General features: G+C 34.3%; 30 protein-coding genes. 12 read left to right on the top strand and 18 right to left on the bottom strand.

Annotated features, from left to right (window positions below; all coding sequences use genetic code 11):
- Positions 1–766 (bottom strand): DEAD/DEAH box helicase (locus BHU68_RS07610; protein ID WP_141700072.1); only part of this gene is annotated, 766 nt, incomplete at its 3' end.
- Positions 767–843: 77 nt separating this feature from the next.
- Between BHU68_RS07610 and BHU68_RS07605 the strand changes: the two genes are divergently transcribed.
- The 3 genes from BHU68_RS07605 (at position 844) to BHU68_RS07595 (ending at position 3,183) form a co-directional block, all read left to right on the top strand.
- Positions 844–2,433, top strand: coding sequence for a cation:proton antiporter (locus BHU68_RS07605; protein ID WP_083234122.1), 1,590 nt, complete (start codon positions 844–846; stop codon positions 2,431–2,433).
- A 101-nt stretch (positions 2,434–2,534) separates the two neighbouring features.
- Positions 2,535–2,780: a hypothetical protein gene (locus BHU68_RS07600; protein WP_141699960.1), complete on the top strand. Its 246-nt coding sequence runs from the start codon at positions 2,535–2,537 to the stop codon at positions 2,778–2,780.
- Positions 2,770–3,183, top strand: coding sequence for a PIN domain-containing protein (locus BHU68_RS07595; protein WP_083234121.1), 414 nt, complete (start codon positions 2,770–2,772; stop codon positions 3,181–3,183). Before BHU68_RS07600 ends, BHU68_RS07595 begins: the two co-directional genes overlap by 11 nt.
- Positions 3,184–3,244: 61 nt before the next feature.
- Here the strand turns inward: BHU68_RS07595 and BHU68_RS07590 are convergent, their stop codons facing one another.
- From BHU68_RS07590 to BHU68_RS07555, 8 genes are all read right to left on the bottom strand, one after another.
- Positions 3,245–4,354, bottom strand: a complete 1,110-nt coding sequence (locus tag BHU68_RS07590) for a TRAP transporter substrate-binding protein (protein ID WP_069471483.1) — start codon at positions 4,352–4,354, stop codon at positions 3,245–3,247.
- A gap of 15 nt (positions 4,355–4,369) precedes the next feature.
- On the bottom strand, positions 4,370–5,080 hold the full coding sequence (locus BHU68_RS07585; RefSeq protein ID WP_253180998.1) for a Bax inhibitor-1/YccA family protein: 711 nt from the start codon (positions 5,078–5,080) through the stop codon (positions 4,370–4,372).
- Between the two features lie 98 nt (positions 5,081–5,178).
- On the bottom strand, positions 5,179–6,369 hold the full coding sequence (locus BHU68_RS07580; protein WP_069471484.1) for an exo-beta-N-acetylmuramidase NamZ family protein: 1,191 nt from the start codon (positions 6,367–6,369) through the stop codon (positions 5,179–5,181).
- Positions 6,370–6,411: 42 nt separating this feature from the next.
- The gene (locus BHU68_RS07575) at positions 6,412–7,629 is read right to left on the bottom strand and encodes an ammonium transporter (RefSeq protein ID WP_083234120.1); all 1,218 of its coding nucleotides are present in this window, start codon (positions 7,627–7,629) and stop codon (positions 6,412–6,414) included.
- The gene (gene glnK / locus BHU68_RS07570; protein ID WP_069471486.1) at positions 7,626–7,964 is read right to left on the bottom strand and encodes a P-II family nitrogen regulator; all 339 of its coding nucleotides are present in this window, start codon (positions 7,962–7,964) and stop codon (positions 7,626–7,628) included. Before glnK ends, BHU68_RS07575 begins: the two co-directional genes overlap by 4 nt.
- Before the next feature lie 36 nt (positions 7,965–8,000).
- Positions 8,001–9,137, bottom strand: coding sequence for a glycerate kinase type-2 family protein (locus tag BHU68_RS07565; protein ID WP_069471487.1), 1,137 nt, complete (start codon positions 9,135–9,137; stop codon positions 8,001–8,003).
- 59 nt (positions 9,138–9,196) lie between these two features.
- Positions 9,197–9,463, bottom strand: coding sequence for a BrnA antitoxin family protein (locus BHU68_RS07560; protein ID WP_069471488.1), 267 nt, complete (start codon positions 9,461–9,463; stop codon positions 9,197–9,199).
- Positions 9,447–9,668: a BrnT family toxin gene (locus tag BHU68_RS07555; RefSeq protein ID WP_069471489.1), complete on the bottom strand. Its 222-nt coding sequence runs from the start codon at positions 9,666–9,668 to the stop codon at positions 9,447–9,449. Before BHU68_RS07555 ends, BHU68_RS07560 begins: the two co-directional genes overlap by 17 nt.
- Before the next feature lie 355 nt (positions 9,669–10,023).
- Here BHU68_RS07555 and BHU68_RS07550 point away from each other — a divergent pair, with 355 nt between their 5' ends.
- Positions 10,024–10,836 carry a LamG domain-containing protein gene (locus tag BHU68_RS07550; RefSeq protein WP_069471490.1) on the top strand — a complete coding sequence of 271 codons (813 nt, stop codon included), beginning with the start codon at positions 10,024–10,026 and terminating at the stop codon, positions 10,834–10,836.
- Positions 10,837–10,895: 59 nt separating this feature from the next.
- On the opposite strand, the gene BHU68_RS07545 is transcribed toward BHU68_RS07550, so the two are convergent.
- Entirely contained in the window at positions 10,896–11,303 is a 408-nt protein-coding gene (locus tag BHU68_RS07545) for a hypothetical protein (protein WP_083234981.1), read from the bottom strand.
- A 95-nt stretch (positions 11,304–11,398) separates the two neighbouring features.
- Between BHU68_RS07545 and BHU68_RS07540 the strand changes: the two genes are divergently transcribed.
- Both BHU68_RS07540 and BHU68_RS07535 read left to right on the top strand, forming a co-directional pair.
- Positions 11,399–12,784 (top strand): ATP-binding protein, encoded by a 1,386-nt coding sequence (locus BHU68_RS07540; protein ID WP_069471492.1) that lies wholly within the window; start codon positions 11,399–11,401, stop codon positions 12,782–12,784.
- A 453-nt stretch (positions 12,785–13,237) separates the two neighbouring features.
- The gene (locus BHU68_RS07535; protein WP_069471493.1) at positions 13,238–14,293 is read left to right on the top strand and encodes a LamG domain-containing protein; all 1,056 of its coding nucleotides are present in this window, start codon (positions 13,238–13,240) and stop codon (positions 14,291–14,293) included.
- A 518-nt stretch (positions 14,294–14,811) separates the two neighbouring features.
- On the opposite strand, the gene BHU68_RS07530 is transcribed toward BHU68_RS07535, so the two are convergent.
- Positions 14,812–16,032: an ammonium transporter gene (locus BHU68_RS07530; protein WP_069471494.1), complete on the bottom strand. Its 1,221-nt coding sequence runs from the start codon at positions 16,030–16,032 to the stop codon at positions 14,812–14,814.
- Positions 16,032–16,370, bottom strand: a complete 339-nt coding sequence (locus BHU68_RS07525; RefSeq protein ID WP_069471495.1) for a P-II family nitrogen regulator — start codon at positions 16,368–16,370, stop codon at positions 16,032–16,034. Before BHU68_RS07525 ends, BHU68_RS07530 begins: the two co-directional genes overlap by 1 nt.
- Positions 16,371–16,697: 327 nt before the next feature.
- On the opposite strand from BHU68_RS07525, the gene BHU68_RS07520 reads away from it, so the two are divergent.
- Positions 16,698–17,174, top strand: coding sequence for a hypothetical protein (locus BHU68_RS07520; RefSeq protein WP_069471496.1), 477 nt, complete (start codon positions 16,698–16,700; stop codon positions 17,172–17,174).
- Between the two features lie 261 nt (positions 17,175–17,435).
- On the opposite strand, the gene BHU68_RS07515 is transcribed toward BHU68_RS07520, so the two are convergent.
- Positions 17,436–17,888 carry a hypothetical protein gene (locus BHU68_RS07515; RefSeq protein WP_069471497.1) on the bottom strand — a complete coding sequence of 151 codons (453 nt, stop codon included), beginning with the start codon at positions 17,886–17,888 and terminating at the stop codon, positions 17,436–17,438.
- Positions 17,889–18,101: 213 nt separating this feature from the next.
- Between BHU68_RS07515 and BHU68_RS07510 the strand changes: the two genes are divergently transcribed.
- Together BHU68_RS07510 and parE are read left to right on the top strand one after the other, a co-directional pair.
- Positions 18,102–19,895 (top strand): AAA family ATPase, encoded by a 1,794-nt coding sequence (locus tag BHU68_RS07510; protein WP_069471498.1) that lies wholly within the window; start codon positions 18,102–18,104, stop codon positions 19,893–19,895.
- A 494-nt stretch (positions 19,896–20,389) separates the two neighbouring features.
- Positions 20,390–22,276, top strand: coding sequence for a DNA topoisomerase IV subunit B (gene parE / locus BHU68_RS07505; RefSeq protein WP_069471499.1), 1,887 nt, complete (start codon positions 20,390–20,392; stop codon positions 22,274–22,276).
- On the opposite strand, the gene surE is transcribed toward parE, so the two are convergent.
- Positions 22,273–23,022 carry a 5'/3'-nucleotidase SurE gene (surE, locus tag BHU68_RS07500; RefSeq protein WP_069471500.1) on the bottom strand — a complete coding sequence of 250 codons (750 nt, stop codon included), beginning with the start codon at positions 23,020–23,022 and terminating at the stop codon, positions 22,273–22,275. The genes parE and surE overlap by 4 nt on opposite strands.
- Positions 23,023–23,091: 69 nt before the next feature.
- On the opposite strand from surE, the gene BHU68_RS07495 reads away from it, so the two are divergent.
- Together BHU68_RS07495 and BHU68_RS07490 are read left to right on the top strand one after the other, a co-directional pair.
- Positions 23,092–23,421 (top strand): rhodanese-like domain-containing protein, encoded by a 330-nt coding sequence (locus BHU68_RS07495; protein ID WP_069471501.1) that lies wholly within the window; start codon positions 23,092–23,094, stop codon positions 23,419–23,421.
- A gap of 1 nt (position 23,422) precedes the next feature.
- Complete coding sequence (locus BHU68_RS07490) at positions 23,423–24,235, top strand: paraquat-inducible protein A (RefSeq protein ID WP_069471502.1); 813 nt, start codon at positions 23,423–23,425, stop codon at positions 24,233–24,235.
- Positions 24,236–24,251: 16 nt separating this feature from the next.
- Here the strand turns inward: BHU68_RS07490 and BHU68_RS07485 are convergent, their stop codons facing one another.
- The 4 genes from BHU68_RS07485 to BHU68_RS07470 are packed head-to-tail and all read right to left on the bottom strand — an operon-like array spanning position 24,252 to position 25,665.
- The gene (locus tag BHU68_RS07485) at positions 24,252–24,641 is read right to left on the bottom strand and encodes a PIN domain-containing protein (protein ID WP_069471503.1); all 390 of its coding nucleotides are present in this window, start codon (positions 24,639–24,641) and stop codon (positions 24,252–24,254) included.
- Entirely contained in the window at positions 24,638–24,886 is a 249-nt protein-coding gene (locus BHU68_RS07480; RefSeq protein WP_069471504.1) for an AbrB/MazE/SpoVT family DNA-binding domain-containing protein, read from the bottom strand. The genes BHU68_RS07485 and BHU68_RS07480 overlap by 4 nt, the downstream gene beginning before the upstream one ends.
- A 1-nt stretch (position 24,887) precedes the next feature.
- Positions 24,888–25,079, bottom strand: a complete 192-nt coding sequence (locus tag BHU68_RS07475; protein ID WP_069471505.1) for a hypothetical protein — start codon at positions 25,077–25,079, stop codon at positions 24,888–24,890.
- Positions 25,080–25,101: 22 nt separating this feature from the next.
- Complete coding sequence (locus tag BHU68_RS07470) at positions 25,102–25,665, bottom strand: helix-turn-helix transcriptional regulator (RefSeq protein WP_069471506.1); 564 nt, start codon at positions 25,663–25,665, stop codon at positions 25,102–25,104.
- Positions 25,666–25,827: 162 nt separating this feature from the next.
- Here BHU68_RS07470 and BHU68_RS07465 point away from each other — a divergent pair, with 162 nt between their 5' ends.
- On the top strand, positions 25,828–26,889 hold the full coding sequence (locus BHU68_RS07465) for an FAD-dependent oxidoreductase (protein WP_069471507.1): 1,062 nt from the start codon (positions 25,828–25,830) through the stop codon (positions 26,887–26,889).
- Positions 26,890–26,894 lie beyond the last annotated feature (5 nt).

Raw genomic sequence — 26,894 nt, 5'->3', positions numbered from 1 at the left:
CATGTTCTTCATCAACAATAAAAACACCGATATTAGATAATGGTATCCATACAGCAGAACGTGTTCCAATAATAATCGAGACTAAACCTTCACGAGCCAATAACCAAGTATCCAGCCGCTGTTTAGCAGTTAATTTAGAATGCCATACCGCAATCGGTACCGCACAAGCCTGTTCAAAACGTTGAATAATTTGTGGAGTTAGATTGATTTCTGGTACCAAAACTAAAGCCTGTTTACCTTGCTCAAGCACCTTTTGAATAATCTGTAAATAAACCTCAGTTTTACCGCTACCAGTAACACCATCTAATAAGCAAGGATAAAACTGTTCCAAGTTATTTTTAACTTGTTCCACAACCTTTGCCTGCGCAGAATTTAATTGCAATGGATTAGTTTTCTCAGTTAAATTCCGTTCAGGAAACTTCTTAATCTCAGCAGCTACACCCTTTTTCAACAAAGCAGAAGGCAAAGACGCTGCAATCACTTCACCAATAGGATGATGATAATAATGAGCCACCCAATGTAACAATTTCAGATTCTGTTCAGATAACAAAGGAGTAGTATCTAATATTTCCTCAGCGGCTTTTAATTTATTAGTTGGTACATTAGAACTATCAGTAATAGCAAGCAAAATTCCGACTAATTTTAATCTTCCAAACGGCACACGCACACGTATTCCGAGAGATAATTGACTTATATCAACACCTTTTGGTGGTAAATAATCAAAGAGAGTATATAGAGGTTTATTAACTGCTACTTGTAATATCATTAAATGATTATAACATGATAAAACTACTTTTAGATTTATGATAAAATGAATCAAGATCACACAAAAAAATAAACACAATGCTTAATATAATAGTCGCCACATTGCTAATAACATTAATTATTAATGTTATATTAAAAAAAATTCACCTACCAACAATTATTGGTTATATTTTTACAGGTACAATTATAGCTTATGGTTTTGATTTACATAATGCTGTTAATAATCACAGTCTAAAAGAAATAGCAGAATTTGGCGTGGTTTTTTTGATGTTTACTATAGGTTTGGAATTTTCTATTGAACATCTGAAAAAAATGCGTTATGAGGTTTTTGTAGCCGGTTCTTTGCAAATTTTATTAACTGTTTTAGCTGTTTATCTCATAGCTTCTTATATTTTTGCTATTAATAGTAAGGTATCGCTGATTATTTCACTTGCGGTTGCTCTCTCATCAACTGCTATAGTGTTAAAAACCTTTAACGAAACCGGTGAAATAAACAAGCGTCATGGCAAACGTAGTTTGGGTATTTTGATTATGCAAGATATTGCAGTTATTCCAATTTTGCTAATCATTAGTTTTATGAGTAATAATAATAACGAAATCAGCGTAGTGTTAGTAAATATGCTAATTAGTGCCACTGTATTATTGTTATTATTATGGCTAATGGGTAAATATTTATTAGAGCCATTTTTAACTCAAGTTGTTGAAACTAGAGCCGATGATTTATTTGTAGGAACCATTTTATTTCTAGCAATTGGTGCCTCATATTTGGCACATGCTCTTGGTTTTTCTTACTCACTTGGGGCTTTTATTGCTGGGATGTTAATTGCTGAAACTAAATACAAACATCAAGCAGAGGAAGAGTTGGTGCCATTTAGGGATTTGCTGTTGGGAGTGTTTTTTATCACTGTTGGTATGCAAATTAAGTTTGATATTCTTTTTGATTATTTGCATATTATTGTTTTGCTGTTAATTGCTGTGATGATTTTAAAGTTTATTATTATTTTTGCTATTGTGCGTTTAAATGACAATAAAAAAACGAGTTTCAAAACAGCATTGAGTTTGGTGCAAATTGGTGAGTTTTCGCTTGCAATCTTAGAGCTTGCCCGTAATAATGATTTAATTGTTCCAGCTTATGGGCAAGTTATGATTATGGTAATAGTGCTATCAATGATAATCACACCATTTATTCTTAATCATCTAACAGATTTAGCAGATAAATTCATCGGTTTTTGTAAAACTCCTGAGCATAATGTTGATAGTGTTTTACCAAAAAATCATACTGTTATATTAGGCTTTGGTGAATTTGGTCATTCTATTGCGAAAACTTTAAAGGAAAATAACCAGTTATATATAGCTGTGGAAAATAATATTGATCATTTTCATATAGGGCATAATGAGGGTGAACCTGTAATTTTTGGCAATGCTACCAATAAAGCAATATTAAATCATCTTAATATAAAAGAGGCAAAAAGCGTTATTGTAGCAATTGACAATCCTAAAAAGTTATATTATGTGTGTTATATTATTACCAGACATATAGATAGTAATAAAATTATTGTTAAAGTTCATAGCTTCTCTGAAAAAGAAGATATTAAACAATTAGGTATTAAGAATATTATTGTGGAAAATGAAGAGACAAGTAGGGCTGCGCTTGAGATTATAAGTTAAACTGAAGTTTTAATTGAAGATGTTTGTGAAAAAAGGAACAATATTTCACGACTTGCCACTGCATAAAATTTGATATAATAACACATTAATTAAATTAACAAGTGAGTGTATTAAAAATGATAATCCAGAAAATAAGACCGAAAAATAATACTTTTCAAATTGCAATACCTCCAGAATATATAAACCATGAAATAGAGGTAATAATTTTTTCAAGAAAAGAAGTCATAAATCAATTTGAGATGAAAAACCATCATGAAATTGATTTCATTGAAGAATTAACAAGTAATCCTAGACATATACCTGCTGAGGTTAATTTTTTCTCAAGAGATGAAGCGAATGAAAGATAGAATTTTTATTGATTCAAATATTTTTCTTTATGCTTTTTCAGATAAGAATAAGGATAAACAACAAGTTGCAAAAAAAATAGTTTTAAACCCTAGTTGTATTAGTGTGCAGGTTGTAAATGAAGTAAGCAAGAATCTTTTATATAAGTTTAAATTTAATGAAAACGAAATTGTAAAAGTTGTTGATAGTTTATATAAAAAACACATTGTTGCAGAATTAACACAAACAATTTTTGTACATGCTTCTAATATTAGGGAAAAATATAATTTGTCTTACTACGACTCTATTATTGTTTCTACTGCATTAGAAAATGAATGCAACATAGTATATTCTGAAGACATGCAACACAATCAACTTATAGAAAACAGATTGACTATTATAAGTCCATTTGAAAAATGTGTATAATAGTCTGAGCCATTCCTCACCGATGTGAGGAATTGGTCATATAAACTGTTAAATATTTAATTTATTTTGATAGATTCAACGCCTTACTATAAGCATCATCTGAGATAGCATTCCAAGCCCGATTATCATTTTGAAATTGCTTATATGCCTCATAGACTTTTTTAAAGTCTGCGTTTTTAGCCGCTTCTTCATCTAAAGTCTCAACTGTCAGTTGTTTCAGTTTGTTTATTACTTCTGGGGGAAATTCTAATACCTTAACATGATATTTTTCTTGTAATTCTCGTAATGCTTTGATATTTAAAGCTTCAAACTCTGCAAACATTTTTTGATTTAGCGCAGTAGCCGCTATTTCAACTATTTTCTGTAAATATTCTGGCAAAGTTTTCCAAGCTGTACGATTAATAATTAATTCTAAAGTCGTACCCGGTTCATGCCAGCCGGGATAGTAATAATATTTAGCAGCGCGATATAAGCCTAAACGCTTATCATGATATGGTCCAGCCCATTCTGTAGCATCAATAATTCCACGTTCTAAAGCAGTATAAAGTTCTCCTCCTGATAATAAAATCGGAGTTCCACCAGCCTTGGCTAAGACTTTACCACCTAAACCGGGAATACGCATTTTTAATCCTTTTAAGTCGGCTACGCTTGCAATTTTCTTTTTAAACCAGCCTCCCATTTGTACACCTGAATTGCCAGTTGGAAACGGAATTAGATTAAAAGGTTCATACATTTCACGCCATAGCTTTAAACCATCGCCATAATATAACCATGCGTTCATACCCTTAGCAGTCATACCAAATGGTACAGCACTCATAAATTGAACTGCTGGAACTTTACCTGCCCAATAATAGCTCGCACCATGCCCCATTTGAATAGCTCCTTGAGAAACTGCATCAAATGTTTGTAAAGCTGGTACTAATTCTCCACCTGCAAAGACTTGTATTTTTAAGTGTCCATCACTCATTAATTCTATATCTTTTGCAAATTTTTCTATTCCAGTTTGAAAAATAGGGAAATTAGGCGGCCATGTAGTGACTAGTTTCCAATGAAATGTTTGCTTACTAGTAGTATTTGTAGTATTTGGGGATTGCGAAGTATTGAGTGCATAACCCAAAAAAAAGGCTAATATAGAGAATATTAGCCCAAGAAAAACTATTGTTTTTTTCATTATTATGGATTGTGTTTAATCTTCACCCATTAAACCAAATATTTGCAGTAAACTTATAAATAAATTAAATATACTTACATATAAAGTTACTGTTGCCATAATATAGTTAGTTTCACGCCCATTTACCATGTCACTAGTTTGATATAAAATTAAACCTGACATTAATAGAACAAATACGCCTGATACAGCTAAAGATAATGCTGGTATATTAAATACCATCGCACCAATACCTGCTAAAAAGGCAACTAAAATACCTACAGCTAAGAATCCACCTAAGAAACTAAAATCCTTACGAGTAGTTAAAGCATAAGCAGATAAGCCTAAAAATATAGTTGCTGTGGAAGCAAATGCCATCATAATTAACTCAGAACCATTACTAAACTTAGTTAAATACATGCTCAAAATTGGTCCCAAGGTTAAACCCATAAAACCAGTCAAGGCAAAAACTGACGCTAAGCCCCAAATACTATTTTGTAATTTTGAAGTTAAAAACAGTAAGCCAAAATAACCAACCAAGGTAATTATCAAACCTAATGGTGGCATTTTCATCACCATTGCAATACCAGCAGTGATTGCGGTGAAAAATAAAGTCATGGACAATAATGTATATGTATTGCGAATTAACTTATTAGCTTCTATACTTGACAATGCTTGTTCTTCAAAAGCATCCTGATTACTATACCCAACTGTTTGAGTATTTTTATTCATGTTATCAAACAAACCCATAATTACTACCTCGATATATTATTAAAAGAAAGTACAGCCTATATAATAACAAGTAATGAGATTACAAGCTACAATATTAATCAAATATTTGACCTTTATTAATACAACAAATAAGCTTGCCGAATTTTAGCCCATTGTTGTTCATCCTTTCTTAATCGCTGATCAAATTCCGCTGGAGTAATATTGGGATCGTCCACGAATTCTCGCAAAAATGTGCCTCCAGTTAATAAATCAATCGCTAGTTTTTCTGTTTCATATTCATAAGCAAATTTACGCCAAATTTCATAATCGGGATATTCTAAGCGAATAGCTTTTAGTAGAAGCGCGGCTAGTCGGTAAGGTTGGAATTGTTGATGTTTATATGAAGGATTATCAGTATGGATTTGTATTCCTGAACACATTTTACCTACATGTTTGTGAAAAGTAGGTTCAAAATAGCAGCGTCTAATGATGCAAGCTTTTAACCATTTAGATTCTAATGAATTCATTCGGTTTAGTATTAAATCAAAATCAATATCAGGTGCGCCAATCACTTCCAATGCAGTTGTTGTGCCTCGCCCTTCTGATAAGGTAGTCGCTTCAAATAGCACTGTGCCGGGGAAGCAGCGAGTCATATTGAGACTCGCTGCATTCGGACTTGGATTAACCCATGAAAGTTCAAAAGCTGGCCATCCAGTGTCTGGATTATAATCAGTCATTGCTATAACTTTAAACTCTAAATCCAGTTTTTTCCAGTCAACAAACCATTTAGCAAGCTCCCCAAAAGTTAGACCATGCCTCATAATCAACGGAGCTGCACCTACAAAACTTTCCCAATCTTCTTCAAGAATAGTGCCTTCAATCGGTCGTCCTGCTGGATTTGGACGATCAAGAATCCAAATAGTTTTTTCATTTTTAGCACATGCTTCCAACATATAAAACAGCGTTGTTACATAAGTATAGATTCGGGTGCCAATGTCTTGAAGATCCACAAGAATAACATCGAATGTATCCATCATTTCTGTAGTAGGATATCTAACTTCGCCGTATAAACTGAAAATTGGTATTCCATATTTTGGATCAATATAATCATCAGTTTCTATCATATTATCTTGCTTATCCCCTCGCATTCCATGCTGTGGACCAAAGGCTGAGACTACATTAATTTTTGGACACTCCATTAAAGCGTCAAGGCTATGGCGACATTCACTAGTTAAAGAAGCAGAATGTCCTAGCAAGGCAACACGATGACCTTCAAGTAAGGCTTGAATATCTTGATTTTCAAGAAAATTGTCAATTCCTAGTTTCATGGTATTTAAAAAAAATTTGAGGTTTATTGATTTTATGTGCAATTATATTATATAACCACGTTCTTCATGTTGTGTAACATCTAAGCCTTCTATTTCTTCGTCTTCATTTACACGTACACCTATTACCATGTCTATTACTTTTAGTAATATCAGTGTTACTATAGCTGTATAAATAAATGTTGAACTGACTCCAATAAATTGAACCCATAGTTGTTGACTTATAGTTACTCCTTCTGCTAAACCTTGACCACTAAATATTCCTAGTTGACTGGATGCAAAAATACCAACTAGTAATGTTCCTAAAATACCACCTACTCCATGCACTGGAAATACATCTAATGAATCGTCTATTTTTAGAACGCGCTTGAGGTAGTTAGTGGCTCCGAAGCATAATATTCCTGCCGAAAAACCAATAATTAATGCGCCCGCTGGTCCTACAAAACCTGATGCTGGAGTTATGGTACCTAAACCTGCTACCATACCTGTTACTATACCTAAGACACTTGGTTTGCCATATTTTATCCATTCTAAAAACATCCATGTCATCGCGCCTGTTGCCGCTGAAATGTGTGTTACTAGCATCGCCATAGCAGCATCGCCATTTGCTGCTAAGGCACTACCAGCATTAAAACCAAACCATCCAACCCATAACATTCCTGCTCCTGTTACAGTCATGGTTAAATTGTGTGGTGGCATTGGAGTTTGTGGAAAACCTCGACGTTTACCGATAAACATAGCTGCGACTAAAGCTGCTGCACCAGCTGTAACATGTACTACTGTTCCACCTGCAAAGTCTAATAAACCCATTTGTTGTAGCCAGCCGCCACCCCATACCCAATGAGTAATTGGCGCGTAAACGAAAGTAAGCCATAAAGCACTAAATATTAACATTGCAGAAAATTTCATACGTTCAGCAAAGGCACCAACTATAAGTGCTGGAGTAATAATAGCAAAAGTTAATTGGAACATTGCAAATAGGCTTTCTGGAATATCACCAGTCAAAGAGTCTTCGCTCATGTCAGCCATAAACATTTTGCTTAAATCTCCAACCAAAGCATTACCTTCACTAAAAGCAAGACTATAAGCATATATCAACCATAAAATAGAAACCATACAGGTGATAGCAAAACATTGCATTAAAACTGATAATACGTTTTTACTACGAACAATACCGGCATAAAATAATGACAAGCCCGGAATTGTCATAAATAATACTAATGCTGTTGCTGTCAGTATCCAAGCGGTATTTGCTGAATTCATAATGCGTCTCTACCAGTTTCACCAGTACGAATACGCACAACTTGTTCAAGTTCAGACACAAATATTTTTCCATCACCAATTTTATTGGTATTAGCACCACTAGTGATAGCATCAATAACTTTATCTACAAGATCCTTGCTGACAGCAATTTCAAGTTTGACTTTAGGTAGGAAATCGACGACATATTCTGCGCCGCGATATAATTCGGTATGACCTTTTTGACGACCAAATCCCTTGACTTCTGTGACAGTAATTCCTTGAACACCAATTTCAGATAGTGCTTCTCGTACATCATCAAGTTTAAATGGCTTAATAATAGCTGTTACCATTTTCATAATATTTTACTCTTGTTATTACATGAAAACGGTAAATTATAACTTAATAGCAATAATAAAATCCATAACATTAGTTCCAGTCACGCCAGTATGCAGTAAATCACCACTGGCAGCTAAAAATATATTGGAATTCGCGTTGGCTAGTTCTGCTGTTGGATCAAAACCTTTTAATCGCCCACGTGCTACGGTTTGCCCATCGACTAATCCGCCGGCATCATCAGTTAAACCATCTGTGCCATCAGTTGCAGCGGCTAATATATAAAGCTGTGGCTGATTTTCGATAGCGATTGCAGCGGCTAAGGCTAGATGTTGATTACGCCCACCTTTGCCAGAATTTGTTGGTAACTGTACCGTAGTTTCTGCACCCCATATATAAATACCGGGTGCTGCTTGTTTTAAAGTATCGGCTATCAAATTGCCGGCTTCAACAGCGTCACATTCAAGAAATTGGGTTTGCAGAAATACAGAATAACCTAATTCTTTAGCGGCTTGTGCTGCGGCTTGGCAAGCTATGGTTGAAGATGCACAAATTTGCCAAGTGAAAAATGCTGCGGTATCGCTTGGAAACAATAATCCTGAACCAATAATAGCCGGATCATCATTAGGTACATCTGAAATCAACAGCGCGTGAACTTTACGTTGTTGCAAAAATTGCCATAAACCACCACCTTTGATGCGTGATAATTTTTGCCGCTTTGCATTGATTTGCTGAATTGAATAAGCGTTGGCAAGTAAATGCTCTGTAAGTTCTTGCATATCGCTTTTTGTACAATTTGGTGCAAGAACTTCGACTAAGCTTGATGTGCCACCTGAAATCAAAAATAAGCATTGAGCATCATCAGGTAGCTGATTAATAAAATTAATTAATGCTTCACCAGCTTCAAAGCTAGCATCTCCCGGCACAGGATGATTGGATTCAATACAATTTAAACGTGTATCCTCATACAAGGCAGCATCAATATGATGATGCTTACTGATAACTAAACCACGTATAAGCTGCAATTCTGCTAATGCACCTTGAGTCATAGCAGCAGCAGCTTTACCGATGGCTATCAGATACCACAAACCCGTTAGTTTGTTGTTGTGCAGGTGTTTAGCTACAGCACGATCTCCTGCAACAGCCTGCAAAGCCTGTTGATAAATGTGATGTAAATTTTGTCGTGGAGTAGCCATTTTGGTTCCTTTGTTACAGTGTCAAATTAGACAATTAGGCGCGTTCTATGCGCCTGAGATTACTTTGTCAATTGTATGATTTTTGGAAATTCTTCATAAAGAACGCGGCGTAAGGTAGATTCTGTTACTGGCTTTTCAAGCTTCTTATTTAGATATTCTTTTAGAGCATTATTCATAATTGTTTGATAACCTGTTCCTGCTTCTTCTGCTCTTGAACGAAATTCTTCAATAATTTCATTATCAACATAAATTGTAATACGAGTTTTGCCTTTGGAAGAAATTAAAGCACCTCGCTTAGCTTGTGAAAAATCATATTCCGCTTTCATATTCTCTTTTCTCTTGACGTGTTGCATGACGAGCATAAATTACCCTGATTTCATCGTCACGAAATGTATAAATAACTACAATCAGTTTGTTAGTGCTTCCCATACCTATAGTTATAAACCTTTCTTCACCTTCCGAATAATGATCTTCTTGGTGTATCGCCAAAGAATCATAAAAAACAGCTTCGGCATCTGCAAAAGAGACCATATGCTTTTTCTGGATCAAATTGGAATTTAATATTATTAATATATATGATTAATACATATTAATCAATATTTTTTATATAGACTCTTTTGACTAATTTAGGAATTTCAAATTCTGATTTTTCAAACCAAGCATCTACAGTGATATATTGGTGATATTATCACAAACCTAATTTTTTGAACATGATTATAAGGATTAAAGGATTTACATGATTTTTTATGTATAAATACCAAAAAGCTTGACAATAACTCGAATCATTATAAAATATAAATTTTTTTAAAAGGAAAACTTATGAATAAATCAAAGTTTTTAACTGCTATAGTCTTATCTGCTGCATTAAGCGGCAATCGATCATATTTTGGTAGCAAATAGTGATAGCTTAAATATTGATCATCGCCTAACTATTACAACTTGGATAAAAAAGGAAACTAATAAACCATATGCAGGGTTAGTAGGAAATGATTGGTTCGGATATACATTGATGTTTAATAGCATTGGTAATAAGTTACGACTTGAACTTGCACATGGCTCTCAACATGAGTTTGCAACATTTTTAAATTCACACATAATTGAAAACAATATATGGTATCATATAGTAGTAATTATGGATGTTTTAAATAACAACACCAACAAAATCACATTTTATGTAAATGGACAAAAAGGAAGTGAAAAATCAACATCATATAGCGACTTATCTGATATGCCAAAACTGTATATTGGCTATGAAGGTTATGGTAATAGATATTTCCAAGGCATAATTGACGACATCCGCATCTACAACCGCGCTCTCTCCGAATCCGAAATCAAACAACTTTACCAAGGTTGCCAACCATCCATTGACATTATCCTCAACAGCAATAATCGTGTAACAGGTGATAAAGTGGTTATTAATAGTCATATAAAAGCTCCTGCTAGCTTAGATTCATCATGTCAGTCTAGCAAAGTTACAGCAAAAATATGGGCTAAATTACCTAACAATTCTATAATATCTCTTATTAAACCGACAGGATTTACTTTATTGCCCGGAAATGATATTCAAACAAAGATTTTTGAGTACATATTTAGAGGTGCTGAGTCTATTGGATCATATGAAATTAGTGGTAGGCTTCTTGATCAGTTCACTGGCGATAGCATTAGTACAGATATTGAAACTTTGATATTCAGTAAATAATTTAAGACAGCAATTTTGAACATGATTTATAAAAAATCATGTTCAAACAATATTGTTATCTAAAGAATATAACCCCGTTCTTCATGTTGTGTAATATCCAAACCTTCTGTTTCTTGTTCTTCATCAACACGCAAGCCAATCATTATATCTATTACTTTTAGTATTATAAAAGTCATAACTGTAGTAAATATTATGGTGGCAATTACGCCAATAAATTGAGCTGTTACTTGTTCTGCAATATTACTATTACCATCACCAAAACCTGCTCCGCCTAAAACAGTTGCTGCAAATACACCTGTTAAAATTGCACCAATAATTCCACCAACTGCATGAACTCCAAATACATCTAATGCCATTGCCATAAAAATTAACATGGCGGAAAATTTCATACGTTCTGCGAACGCGCCTACCATTAAAGCCGGTGTTATAATTGCGAATGTCATTTGAAATGTCCAAATTACAGTCATAAGCGCGGTAGATTTCAGTATGACCCACTGAAAACACACCCCTAAAATAATAATTGCTGTATGATTTTATGGGTGTGTTTTATTCAGGTATCTTAATGCAACGTCAACAATTAGAATTTTTATACAAGTGGTTACACAACAAAAATCGAAAACCACTTATTATTCGTGGTGCTAGACAAGTCGGGAAATCTACATTAGTTGAATTATTTGCTGAACAGCATCAGCAAAATTTGTTCAATGTTAATTTAGAGCGTTATCCTGAACTTTCTAAGGTTTTTTTTAGCAAAGAACCTGAACAAATCCTTCAACAGATTGAAGCTTTGCCGCGTATGGGTAAAATCAGTAATGATATGCTTCTGTTTCTTGATGAAATTCAAGCCGTTCCTGAAGCCATTCCAGCCCTGCGTTATTTTTATGAAGATCGAGCAGATCTTCCAGTGATTAGTGCAGGTTCATTGTTAGAATTTGCTTTATCCGAACATAATTTTTCAATGCCTGTAGGAAGAATTCAATATCTACATATAGGACCTATGACTTTTACAGAATTTATACTTGCTTTAGGTGAAAATAAGTTATATAACTTTATTAAAAACTATGAGTTCGGTCAAGAAATTGGCGTTATTATACATCAACGTTTATTGCAATTATTACGTTGTTACTATTTTGTAGGTGGTATGCCAGAGGCTGTGGCTATTTTTGCGGATACTCGTAGTTATCGCCAAGTGAGTGATGTTCATAATTCAATTATCGAAACCTATCGTGAAGATTTTCCTAAATATGCTGGTTCAAGAAACTTAAACCGTATGCTTAATGTATTTAACTTTGCCGCTCGTAATGTTGGAATAAAGGTTAAATATTCTAATATTTCAAGGTTGGATCAAAGCTTTATCATCAAAAAAGATCTTGAATTACTCACAATGGCACGAGTTATCAGCAAGGTTGTTCATAGCCATTGCAGTGGTTTGCCATTACAGGCAGATATTGAAGAAAAAGTTTATAAGCTGCTATTTCTTGATGTCGGATTGATGAATGCTATTTGTGGCTTAAACTGGCGTAATATTTCACAAGTTGATGACATGAAACTGATCAATGAAGGAGCAATAGCCGAACAATTTATTGGGCAACACTTACAAGCATCACTTAGTGAAACTCCAAATCGAGAATTAACTTATTGGTTACGTGAAGGGCGATCATCGAATGCAGAAGTGGATTATGTGATTGCTTTAGATGGGAATATTATTCCAATTGAAATTAAATCAGGAGCAACTGGTAGCTTAAAATCTTTACATCAGTTTATGGGAACCAAACAAGCACCAGTGGCGATTAGATTTGATGCTAGTTTACCAATAACCAATCATATCAAAACCACTATTAATATTGGTAAACAGCGTAAAGAAATTGTTTATGATTTAATTTCTTTGCCTTTGTATTTGGTTGAGCGTTTGAATGATATTGTAATCATAAAGAATTGCCCAGCTTAACTCACAGCCTTATACACAAGTAGTTAAGTCTTTGATTTACAAGCCCTGAAGGGGCGGTATAATACAGCCTAGGGCAACTTTCGAGGCAAAAGTTTTTTGAAAAAAAACATTTGCCTCGAAACTAGGTATTATGTATATTATATGTAAGCCCTGAAGGGGCGAAACAATTATGTTTTTAATACGCCCCTTCAGGGCTTACATAAAATAATATCAAGACCTAGGGCGTTGCCCTAGGCTATATTATATCGCCCCTTCAGGGCTTTAAAATCAAATAGTTAGATATTTGTGTATAAGAATGTGGCTTAATTGGAGTATAAAGCGCAGCAAGACAGGCAATTTTGAACATGATTATAAGGATTAAAGGATTAACATGATTTTTTATGTATAAATACGAAAAAGCTTGACAATAACTCGAATCATTATAAAATATAATTTTTTTTAAAAGGAAAACTTATGAATAAATCAAAGTTTTTAACTGCTATGGTCTTATTTGCTGCATTAAGCAGCAATGTTTTGGCTGGTTTGAATGATGGATTGGTGGCTTATTATCCGTTTGATGGGAATGCTAGGGATGAATCGGGGAATGATACGCAGATTCACTTAAATACAAGCATTTATTATGTAAATGGGAAAATTGCTCAGGGGATAACTTCTACAAAAAATTACAATGTAGAACAAATTTCTGTCTCAAAACCATTTAAACAAGAGTTTTTTACAATATCTTACTGGAATAATGCTATTATTAATCATAATAAAACTTATGGTGATACTAACATATCGGTTTGGCACTCAACAAAACCAAATCAACGCAGTTTCATTTTTACTACATCCAGTGGAAATCATTCGGCTTATCATCAACATGAATATCCAGAAATTAATGTATCTGATAATATTAATAATACTGGTAAAGGAATAAGCTTATATTATGGCGAGAATCAACTGAATGAAAGACAATGGCATCATATTTTACTGACTTATGAAAATGGAAATATTGATGTTTTTGTTAATGGTTTGCCAATAATTCAAAATAAATTCACATATGTTTCGCCTGTAGAACGCGATATGCTTATAGCATTGAGAGGTGATGATATGCTTGATGAGCTTCGCATCTACAACCGCGCCCTTTCCGAATCAGAAATCAAACAACTTTACCAAGGTTGCCAACCATCCATTGACATTATCCTCAACAGCAATAATCGTGTAACAGGTGATAAAGTCGTTATTAATAGTCATATAAAAGCTCCTGCTAGCTCAGATTCATCATGTCAGCCTAGCAAAGTTACAGCAAAAATATGGGCGAAATTACCTAACAATTCTATAATATCTCTTATTAAACCATTGACTGGACTTACTTTATTGCCCGGAGATGATATTCAGACAAAGGTTTTTGAGTACATATTTAGAGGTGCAGAGCCTATTGGATCATATGAAATTAGTGGTAGGCTTCTTGATCAGTTCACTGGCGATAGCATTAGTACAGATATTGAAACTTTGATATTTAGTAAGTAAATTTTGTGGTTAAGTTTTACATTGAATATCTGCAACAAAGATAAAACATGCAAGTAATAAAAAAACAATTGAAACAACGGGTTTTATTAATGCTGAACATCAATTATTACTGAAAGACATAATTCCCCTTACTTCTACTCATGTGCGCGTTATTATAATGGCGACAGAAGATGATAATATAGATATATCTGAATCAGAATGGTTGAAGGCAAAGTTGTTTTAATACCTTTTCCATTTGACGATTTATCATCTACAAAAGTTCGCCCGGCGGTATGTCTAACAGTAAAGTAGGTTGGGTTAGCTTATCGCGCATAGCGCGATAACGTAACCCAACATTTTATGCCACATTCTTGTTGGGTTACGTTTTTTTACTACGTAAAAAAAGCTAACCCAACCTACAAAATTTCGTAAAAGTCTCAATTTGCCACATGTAAAAATTATTACATTTTATTTAAAATCAAGATTACAGCAGTTTTGAACATGATTTATAAAAAATCATGTTCAAACAATATTGTTATCTAAAGAATATAACCCCGTTCTTCATGTTCTGCAATATCCAAACCTTCTGCTTCTTGTTCTTCATCAACACGCAAGCCAATTATCATATCTATTACTTTTAATATGATTATGGTCATAAAAGTAGTAAATATAATGGTTGCAATTACGCCAATAAATTGAGCTGCAACTTGTTCTGCAATATTGCTATTACCATCACCAAAACCAGCTCCGCCTAAAGCAGTAGCAGCAAATACACCAGTTAAAATTGCGCCAATAATACCACCAACTGCATGAACACCAAATACATCTAAAGAATCATCATAACCAAATATGCGTTTTAGTCTAGTTGCAGTATAGAAACAGCCTACACCAGCGGCTGCACCAATAGCTAATGCACCCATTGGACCAACCGCACCAGCAGCAGGGGTAATTGCTACTAATCCAGCCACTGCCCCAGAAGCTATACCCAATACGCTTGGTTTGCCATGTAATGCCCATTCAGTGAACATCCAAGCTAAAGCAGCAGCAGCAGTGGCGATTTGAGTTACAGCCATTGCCATACCTGCAACATTATCAGCCGCTAATTGACTGCCAGCATTAAAGCCAAACCAACCTACCCACAACATTGCAGCACCAATTATAGTGTATGTTAAATTATGTGGAGGCATTGGTGTTTGTGGATAACCTTTACGTTTTCCTAACATGATAGCGGCAACTAATCCTGCTACACCAGCATTAATATGTACAACTGTACCGCCCGCAAAATCTAAAATTCCATACTGATGAAGCCAACCACCGCCCCAAACCCAGTGACAAATTGGTAGATAAACTACTGATACCCAAATAGCCATAAAGATTAACATGGCTGAAAATTTCATACGTTCTGCAAACGCGCCAACTATTAAAGCGGGTGTAATAATTGCAAATGTCATTTGAAAAGTCATAAACACAGTTTCAGGGATGGTGCCTTGAAGACTGTCAACTGTAACACCTGCTAAAAATGCTTTATCTAAACTACCGATAAAACCATTGATACTACCGCCATCAGTAAAGGCTAAACTATAACCATATAATGTCCAAATTATAGTCATAAGCGCGGTAATAGCAAAACATTGCATTAATACTGATAAGACGTTTTTACTTCTTACCATACCGGCATAGAATAAAGACAAACCGGGGATTGTCATGAATAAAACTAATGCTGTCGCAGTCAGCATCCAAGCTGTATCACCTGAATTCATTATAATGCTTCCTTACCAGTTTCACCTGTACGAATACGAATTACTTGTTCAATTGTTGATACGAATATTTTTCCATCACCGATTTTGTTAGTATTAGCACCTTTAGTAATAGCTTCAATTACTTGGTCAAGCATATCTGCACTAATTGCAATTTCGAGTTTGACTTTTGGTAAAAAATCTACAACATACTCAGCACCACGATAGATTTCAGTATGACCCTTTTGACGACCAAAACCTTTAACTTCAGTCACAGTAATACCTTGTACATCAATTTCTGATAATGCTTCTCGTACATCATCAAGTTTAAATGGCTTAATAATAGCCGTTACCATTTTCATATTATTTATATCTCCTATACTAAACATATCAGCTATTAGCAAAAAAAACTCCAATGTTTAAGTATATAAAAATAAAACTATTATTTAATAAATATGGTTATTTTGTAAGATACAATACATTTAAATTTGTTAGTATTACTACATTTAGGAATAGTGTTACTTTGTATGAAGTTAATTGACTTTAATGTAGGGTGGGTAGAGCGAAGCGAAACCCACCAAAGTAGCTAAAATGGTGGGTTTCGCTTCGCTGACTTCGTATCGCTTTGCTCTACCCACCCTACAAATATGATGACTTTACATTAAGTAACAGCCTTTAGGAACTAAAATATGCAACAAATTAGCAGTGCTAAAACCAGTCTGAATCAAATAAATCCAATAATAAAAAAACTATTACCACATTTGAAAGGATTAACTGTTCTTGATATAGGAGGTGGTAAATATGACTCTAATAAAATATATGCTACTGGTTTAGGAGTGAAATTATATATTTATGACAAATATAACCGCTCAGAAGCACAAAACGTTCAAGCCTTAGCTTGTAATCCAGACATTATTATTTGTAATAATGTCTTAAATGTGATTGATGATGGGCAGGCAATGCGTAATTTAATTGCTTTATGTAGTTGCTATCAAGTAACTTGCTACTTTACAGTTTATGAAGGTAATAAATCAGGTGTTAGCGGCATATCAAAAAAAGGATGTTGGCAACGTAATTGGAAAATATTAGACTATATACCAATATTAAGAAGATATTTTACTGAAGTCAGCTGCCAAGGCAAATTGATTGTTTGTCAAGCTTCATAGGATATGTATTAATAACTGATGTTACGCACAGCTCTTCTATCTGTGATATATCCTGTAGGTTGGGCTGACGAGAGGAAGCCCAACGAGTCATGGAACAATTGTGAAAATTGTTGGGCTTCCTTTCGTCAGCCCAACCTACAATGCGTAACATGAGTTAATAAGTTGCCCCTTTGAGGGGCAAATGATAAAATTGACATGAATCGGAGTGCGTAACATCAGTTATTCAATAGCCATTGCAATGCAAGATGAGTCAAAACAACGTTATATTAAGGAAATCATTAAATTACACCATATAAAACTAATATTCGTTGTACTAAATGTTGTAAGAAGTATCGTTAAGTACAACGAATAAAATAAATTAAATGAAGCTAAAGCTTTTTCTTCGTCATTTTTACTAAAATATCGTGCTTGTACAAATAATTTTTCCGCTTCAGTGGTATTACCAGTTGACGACAAAACTGTACCAGCCATAATAAATAACTCATTATTTAAAACTGCCAAATCCTTATTAACAGAAAAAGGATTCTGATTATCATCCTGAAAAATTGGCTTAGATAAAACCTCAAAATTCGATAGCAAATTATCTAAACAAATATTGCGTTGAGCGGCAAAAGATTTAAAATAATGAGACTGAATCTGAGCAGAAAATTCACGACTCAACTTAGACTGAGTTAATTTTGACTTACCACTCAAGCCAGCACTAATACCAGCCAAAGCCTCCTCATAACTTTGCTGAAAAGCAGTAGCAATCTCAAACGCAGAAATTTGCTATTATTTTTTTTAATGACATAATATTATTCAATGTATTATTTGAATTGGAAATATATATTGTACTGATAGATAGCTATGTTGGCTATAATGAATAGTTTTACCAGCTAACTATTCATTATAGCCAACTGCTTCATTGAAAACAACAGAGAACACCTTATGCCGTTAAAATTTCCTTATGGAATAAGCAATTTCTATAGAATTATCACCAACAATTATTTTTATGTGGATCGTAGCAACCACATTCGACTGATTGAAGATGCTGGTGATCAATTATTATTCCTACGCCCACGCCGATTTGGTAAATCTTTACTTTTGTCAATGCTAGAGAATTACTACGATGTAGCAAAAGCGGATGAATTTGAAAAATTGTTTGGTGATTTAGCGATTGGTAAAAATCCTACTCCTCTACATAATCAATATTTAGTGATGAAGTGGGATTTTTCCAATGTCAATCCAAAAGGTGAACCGCAACAAATAGAAATGCGATTATATCACTATATCAATCGCTGTATTCAAGATTTTGCTGACAAGTATCAATCTTTGCTTCCTAAAGGATATATCCAAATTAATCAAGAAGATACTATTGATTCGTTTTTTTCCATGTTAAGTGCAGTGCGACAAACTCCTTATCGCCTCTACTTGTTAATTGACGAATATGATAATTTTGCCAATGAAGTCATGATGGGAAGAGGTGAAATCAACCCAGAACGCTATCAAACACTGACATCCGCAGAAAGTTTAGTCAAAGCACTGTTCAGAACAGTTAAATCTGCCAGTGGTGGATTAGGTTTGGAACGAGTTTTTATTACTGGCGCGTCTCCAATTTTGTTGAGTGATATGACTACAGCTTATAATGTTGCCGAAAATATTTATTTTCAGCCAGAGTTTAATGATTTATGTGGATTTAAACAAGCAGAACTTGAAGCTGTTTTGAAAAAAGTCGTTGTAGAATGTGGACTTAAGCCAGAAGATGTCAAAGATGCACTTCTTATAATGCAAGCCTTTTATAATGGTTATAGTTTTAGCGATATGAGCAATGAATTGGTTTATAATCCAACTTTAGCACTGTATTGTCTCAAATATTTACAACATAATTGCCAATTTCCTAGTCAAATGTTAGATGAAAATTTGACAATGGATTTAAACAAACTCATTTATCTATCTCGTTTGCCTAATGGAATAGGCATATTAAAGCAAGCACTAAATAAAACTCCGCCTTTGATTCTATCATTACTTGCCAATCGTTTTGGTATTGAAGAAATGTTAAAAACCAATCAAAGCAATCAATTTATAATCTCTTTGCTTTATTATTTGGGTATTTTAACCTTGGATGGAAAAACTGAACTGCGTGAATTACGTTTTAAAATACCCAATAATGTGGTAAGAAAACTTTATGTTGAACATCTGTTTAAGATGTTATTACCATCAGACACAGAACGTGAAACACTCCGCCAAATGGCTAAGGATTTTTACCAAAGTAGCGATTTACAACCAATCTGTGATTTTATGACACAGCGTTATTTTAAGGTATTTGATAATCGTGACTATAAAGATGCTAATGAACTGACTATTAAAACGGCTTTTTTAACAGTACTTTTTAATGATGTCTGGTATATGATGGATTCAGAAATGCCAGTAAAACGGCGTTATACTGATTTAACAATACTGCTTCGCCCAGATTTTCGTCATACCAGCTTGCAAAATTTTCTACTGGAATTTAAATATTTGAAATTATCTGAAGTTGGTTTAAGCGGAGAAGAAGTTAAGAAATTAACTGTGGCAAAATTGGAAGCCTTGGAACCTGTGCAGGAAAAATTAGAACAGGCTAAACAACAATTGCTTGATTATCGAACAGAATTGGAATCTAAATATGATAATGTCTTTAAATTACAATTAATTAGTGTGGTTGCTGTTGGGTTTGATAGGTTGGTGTGGAAAAAAATCTCCTAAAAAAAAAGTCATCACCGGAACAGATCTGTTCTTGCAGTCGCCAAATATTTTCATGATTTAATTATATCATTGTAGGCTGGGTTAGCTTCTTGAGCGTAGCTCAATAACGTAACCCAGCATTTATCACGCTTTGCTGGGTTACGTTTTTTTACTGCGTAAAAAAATCTAACCCAGCCTACATTTTTGGCTCTTGTTGGTTGCTATTATTAATTATGTTCTCAATTAGTCAAAGTCTTTTGAATTGCAATTCGTTCATTAATTATCATTTGATTTATATTATGATGTTATCAAATAAATTAATCATATCTCACAATCTCAAAGTTATGACAAATATAACCACTCAGAAGAGCGGCGTATCAAAAAAAGGATGTTGGCAACGTAATTGGAAAATATTAGACTATATACCAATATTAAGAAGATATTTTACTGAAGTCAGCTGTCAAGGCAAATTGATTGTTTGTCAAGCTGTATGTTAATTAATAGGGAAAATAATTATGACTAAAACTTATGATGCTGCCGATATTGAAGTCTTAACTGGGCTGGATCCAGTACGCAAACGTCCGGGTATGTACACTGATACTACTCGACCTAACCATTTGGCACAAGAGGTTATAGATAATAGTGTTGATGAAGCTATCGCTGGTCATGCAAATCGTATTGATGTTGTATTACATGCTGATGGTTCTTTAAGTGTACGTGATAATGGGCGCGGAATGCCCGTGGATCAGCATCCTTCTTTGGGTATTAGCGGCGTGGAAGTTATTTTGACGCGCTTACATGCTGGTGGTAAATTTTCTAATAAAAATTATCAATTTTCTGGCGGTTTACATGGTGTTGGAATTTCGGTAGTTAATGCGCTGTCTAATAAGTTAGAAGTTAGCATTAAACGCAATGCTCAGTTGTATCAAATGACTTTTGCTGATGGTGATAAAACTTCTGAATTAGAAGTCATTGGTAAAGTTGGTAAACGTAATACTGGTACCACGCTACGCTTTTGGCCTAATTCTGACTATTTTGATTCTCCAAAATTTTCGCTACCACGTTTAATTCATATTTTACGCGCTAAAGCTGTACTTTGTGCTGGTTTAAAAATCAGTTTTGAAGATGAAAATAGCGGCGAAAAAATGGAGTGGTATTATAAGGATGGACTTAGTACTTATTTGTTAGATACTTTAGGTGATATAGAAAGTTTTCCAGAGGATCCTTTTATTGGTAGGTTTAAAGCCACTACTGAAGCTGTTGATTATGCTTTAATGTGGATTCCTGAAGGCAATTTATTAACTGAAAGTTATGTTAATTTAATTCCTACTTCTCAAGGTGGAACTCATGTAAATGGTTTACGCGGCGGATTATTGGAAGCAATGCGAGAATTTTGTGATTATCGTAACTTATTGCCGCGTGGAGTTAAGCTTGCACCTGAAGATGTTTGGGAACGTTGCAGCTATTTATTATCAGTTAAATTAGAAGAACCACAATTTTCTGGACAAACTAAGGAACGTTTATCTTCACGCACTTGTGCTAGTTTTGTATCAGGAGTAGTACGCGATGCTTTTAGTTTGTGGCTGAATCAACATATTGAAATTGGAGAAAAAATTGCTGAATTAGTAATTAGCCATGCTCAAAAGCGTCTGCGTGCAGATAAGAAGGTAGTACGTAAAAAAGCTACTAATGGACCAGCTTTACCGGGCAAATTAGCTGACTGTAGTCTTCAAGACTTTAAAAGAACTGAATTATTTTTAGTTGAAGGCGATAGTGCTGGCGGTTCATGTAAACAAGCCCGTGATCGTAGCTTTCAAGCCGTAATGCCATTACGCGGCAAAATTTTAAATACATGGGAAGTAGATACAAATCAAGTTCTTGCGTCACAAGAAGTACATGATATTGCAGTAGCATTAGGCATTGATCCCGGTAGCGAAGATATAGAAAATTTACGTTATGGTAAAGTTTGCATACTAGCAGACGCTGATTCAGATGGTGCCCATATTGCTACTTTATTATGTGCCTTATTTGTAAAACACTTTCCCAAACTGGTTGAAAATGGACATGTTTATATATCAACTCCGCCATTATATCGTATAGATATTGGCAATAATATTTATTACGCTCTCAATGAAGAAGAAAAACAAGCAATATTAAACAAAATAGCGACAGAAAAAAAGCGTGGTACCGTCAATATACAACGCTTCAAAGGCTTAGGAGAAATGAACCCATTGCAACTACGTGAAACTACGATGTCAGTGGAAACTCGCCGCTTACTTCAACTAAGTTTAGATGAAAAAGAAGAAACAGAACAAATAATGAATATGTTATTAGCTAAGAAAAAAGCTCCTGCTCGTAAAGCATGGCTAGAAAATAAAGGTAATTTAGCGGCATTAAATTAATCATTCAACCATGTTTTCATAGCATCCAAAGCTGCATAACTAGTTAAATCTATATGCAAAGGTGTTATTGATACAAAACCTTGATTTACCGCATAAAAATCCGTACCCGGTCCGGCATCTTGTTCAGAACCTGTTGGTCCGATCCAATACACTGGGCGACCCCGTGGATCTTGACTTTTCACAGCTGGTTCAGATTGATGGCGGTTGCCTAAACGGGTTATTTGCGTTCCTGCTAATTGTTCCCAAGGGCAATCTGGTACATTGATATTTAAAATCGTATTTACTGGTAAAGACAGTTTATCTACTTTTAAACGTTTTAGTAAATCTGCTACTACTTTAGCCCCAGTGTCATAATGTTTAGGGTGGTGAGATGCCATAGACACTGCTAATGCTGGAAATCCTAAATTTCTACCTTCCATAGCCGCTGCTACTGTACCAGAATATATAACATCATCTCCTAAATTTGCCCCTGCGTTAATTCCTGAAACTACAATATCTGGCAAATTGTCAAGTAAACCCGTAAGTGCTAAATGGACACAATCAGTAGGTGTACCGTCAACATAAATAAAGCCATTTGCTGCTGTTTGTGCGCGAATTGGATATTCCAAAGTTAAAGAGTTACTAGCACCACTACGATTGCGATCAGGTGCAACCACTGTGATATCAGCAAATTTTTCTAATGTTTCTACCAAACATAATATGCCTTGGGCTTGATGACCATCGTCATTACTTACTAATATTTTCATTTTTAGTCTTGTGTGTCGTTTAAGATACCCCAATTTTATTACAAATCTAAATCAAAAGAGAATAATATTATGTTTGTAAAAGAAATTAATTCTACTGAATTAGCCGATTTATTAAAATCAGAAAAACCACCGTTACTAATTGATGTACGCACTACACAAGAAATGGCACAAGCATCTATTAATACCGGCAAAGCAATGCCATTAAATACCTTGCCTGTTCGTACAAATGAAATACCTAAAGATGAACAAGTAGTATTTTATTGTCGTACTGGAGCCAGATCTGGTCAAGCATGTATGTATATGATGCAACAGGGTTATGATAATGTTTATAATCTTAGTGGTGGAATTGTAAGTTGGGCGCGTCAAGGATTGCCAATTGAACCTATGATGTTTGATTGATATGTCAACCAGATTTTATATTATATATGCAACATTTACTTGTATTTTAATATTAACTAGTTGGGTTGCTTATTCAGCCGCTTGCAATTATGAGCGTCAAACTCAGAAATTTACAGATCGCTTAAAAGCAGAAGATAAAATCGTAACTGTATTGAAGCAAATAACTGAAGGTATTTCTTTTGGAAAATATACTGGGCATTCTGAGGAAAAACAACAATTAGAAGCGATTCTAAAGCAAAGGCAATATTATAAGCAACTGAGCATTATAGCAACTATCAGTTTTTTTATAATAATGCTAGCGTTTTTAGGATTTACTTATAAAACCAATGTTTTTTTGCCGACAATGCTAATGATTTCATTAATAGCTTTGCTAGTGGGATTATTTGCACCGATTTTAATGATGGTTGCTTATCAGGAAGTGCCAGTATTTGGAAAAGTTATTTTTATGTTCCAATCAAAAGGTATTATTTCAACGATTGAATCATTATGGAAATCAGACAATTTATTCGTTGCATTACCGTTAATAATATTTAGTGTAGTGATACCGATCTTGAAAACCCTTCTAATGGGCATTGCTTTTATTCAACCACTTGCCGCGAAAAGCATAGAAATTATTAAACCCTTGGGCAAATGGTCAATGGCAGATGTATTTGTAGTAGCATTATTATTAACCTACTTTACCACCAACCAAGATAATTCAACTCATGCCGAAGTACAGATAGGGTTATATTTTTTTATAATTTATGTGATTTTATCAATGATAGTAGCTTTATTAATAGCTGGTTCTGATAAGGGTTTAAAATATACCATGTAGAAAAATTGAATTCATTTTAAGTGAAATTATCTAGTTGATAGGTGGCTTTATCAAAGCTCCAAGTTTTTTCACAGCCAGCATTGCTATTTTTCACTCCAATCAGACAATCAGCAAAATCTGCCCGGCTTGTTTTAAAATCATTCAGTGCTTCCCAAACGCTGCTTTTATCTTCAATCTCAAACTGATGAGCAAGTAGAATTTTTTCTATCACCTCAACCACTTTGAGTTTGGGATAATCGTAAGCTCTTGTCAAAACCCAAACCAGTTCACATAAAACTATATGGTTAATAAATAATTTTTTTCTGTCAATAAGTGTTTGTTCAATGAATTGATTCACTTGAGCAGATTGAATAGGATCATCTTGCACCAGATAACGTACCAATATGTTGGTATCTAATCCTATCATTCCGGTTCTCCTGTTGCACCACGAACAATAGCTGCATTCATTTCTTCAATTGAAACAATTTTGTTGGTTTCACGTTTTAGTATCCCTTTTAAGTCGCGAACATCCACTGTCGCTGCTGGGCGTAATATTACATGATCTTTTTCAATCATAAAATCCAGCTTATCTCCGATTTTAATACCCAAAAAAATAAGGACATCTTTGGGAATAGTCATCTGTTCGGTGTTTGTGAGAGTAGCTATGCTCATATTAGTTAAATAACCTTCTAAAAAAATTAGGTTTTTTAGGAATAGTAACAATTAAAGCCGTAGCATTATCTTGATAGCGTTTGTTTTTTTTCTCTACAGCATCTAGTAATTTCTTCACCATCTTTTTTGCTGCTACAGGTTTTTTGAATATCTTGTTGATATTGTCGTTTGCCTTGAATCCGATCTCCAGCATATTGTTCTTTATTTTAAATTATTCATTCTGGTTTTTCGGCTTTTTTAAGTAAGCCAATTATTTCTCTCAAATCACTCACCTGTTGCCTTAACAATTCATTTTCTTTGTTTCGCTGTTCAATCATTAAATTAGCTTTTTCCAGTTCGTGTTTACTTTCTATTTCTCTGGTTGAGGGAGAATTAACATTCCAATTATCAATTTTTTGACATTGAGTACTCTGAGTACTGTGATTGCAGGTTAAATTAAACACATTTTTTCCATATAAACTAGATCGCTTATAGCCGATTCCCTCAAGCCATTTACGGATATTTGTCCAGTTTTCTAACTTTTCATTTTCCTTGTTTGCGAGCATCTTAACATATTGATAGACAGTACTACTTAAATATACTTTAACTCCTCCAGCACTTTTGTGACATTTTTCAGCGATTTCAGCGGGGCTATGACCAGATAGTAAGCCACGTAAGTATAATTTCTCCGTTGGACTGAGAGTTCTACCTTTTGCCTCAGCTAAATCTGTGTACAGGCGTTCTAAATCCCAAGCATTTTCGGCTTCTACAAACTGTTCTTTAATCGGTATCATTGTCATAAATTATCTACAGCAAGTTAGGGGTTAGCATAACCTAATTCATAACACTTGGTTAATGGTTTAGGTGAATGTTATTATCTATAATGTAGTAATGAATGGGATGATTAATGAACATGTTAGCATAATTAAACAATTGTTGGATGATAATTGATAATAAATGATATGTCAAAAAACTTAGTAATAGGCGGTGGATTTTATGGTTGTCTGGTTGCTTTAGAACTTAATAAGCATGGGCATCAAGTAATTCTAGTCGAATCAGAAAATGATTTTATGCAGCGTGCCTCTTATATAAATCAAGCACGTATCCATCAAGGCTACCATTATCCTCGAAGTTTTTTAACCGCACTTCGTTCAAGGCAAAATTTTACTCATTTTGTTAAAGAATTTCCTGAGTGTGTAGATAACAGTTTTGATAAATATTATGCAATTGCACATCAATCTAAGGTGTCTGCTGTTCAATTTTATAAATTTTGTCAACGTATTGGAGCACCAGTTAGCGAAGCCCCTGATGATATAAAAAAGTTATTTAATAGACATCTTATTAATGATGTTTTTAAAGTTAAAGAATATGCCTTTGATGCCGTTATATTAAAAGAAATAATTGCCACAAAGTTAGCAAAGACAGATATAGATATACGACTAAATTCGACTGTTATTCATATAGAAAAGGATGTTGTTGTTATACAAGAAGGGCAAAATCAAAAAACCATAACAGTAGATAGGATATTTAATTGCACTTACTCAAACTTAAATAGACTTATAGTGGATGCCAAATTAGAAATGATTCCACTAAAACATGAGTACACTGAAATGGCATTAATTGAAGTGCCTGATCCATTAAAAAAAGTGGGGATTACAGTAATGGATGGACCTTTTTTTTCTTGTATGCCTTTTCCAAGCCGAAAGCTTCATTCACTTTCTCATGTTAGATATACTCCACATTATCATTGGGTAGATCGTGAGGAAAAAGAATATATACATAAATCAGATAGTTTATATACTGCTATGATACGTGACGCAGCACGCTATTTACCATTGCTGATGAATTCTAATTATATTGAGTCTTTATGGGAAATTAAAACTGTGTTGCCTCAAAGTGAAGGAGATGATAGTCGCCCTATTTTATTTAAAGAAAGTGAAAAAGCCCCGGGGGTTTTTTCTGTTATGGGTGGGAAGATTGATAACATTATTGACATTCGAGAACAAGTACAAAAAGTTATTTAGGAATA

Source organism: Candidatus Marithrix sp. Canyon 246 (assembly GCF_001723685.1).
Taxonomy (GTDB): Bacteria; Pseudomonadota; Gammaproteobacteria; order Beggiatoales; family Beggiatoaceae; genus Marithrix.
This window is presented reverse-complemented; position numbering and strand designations above follow the sequence as displayed.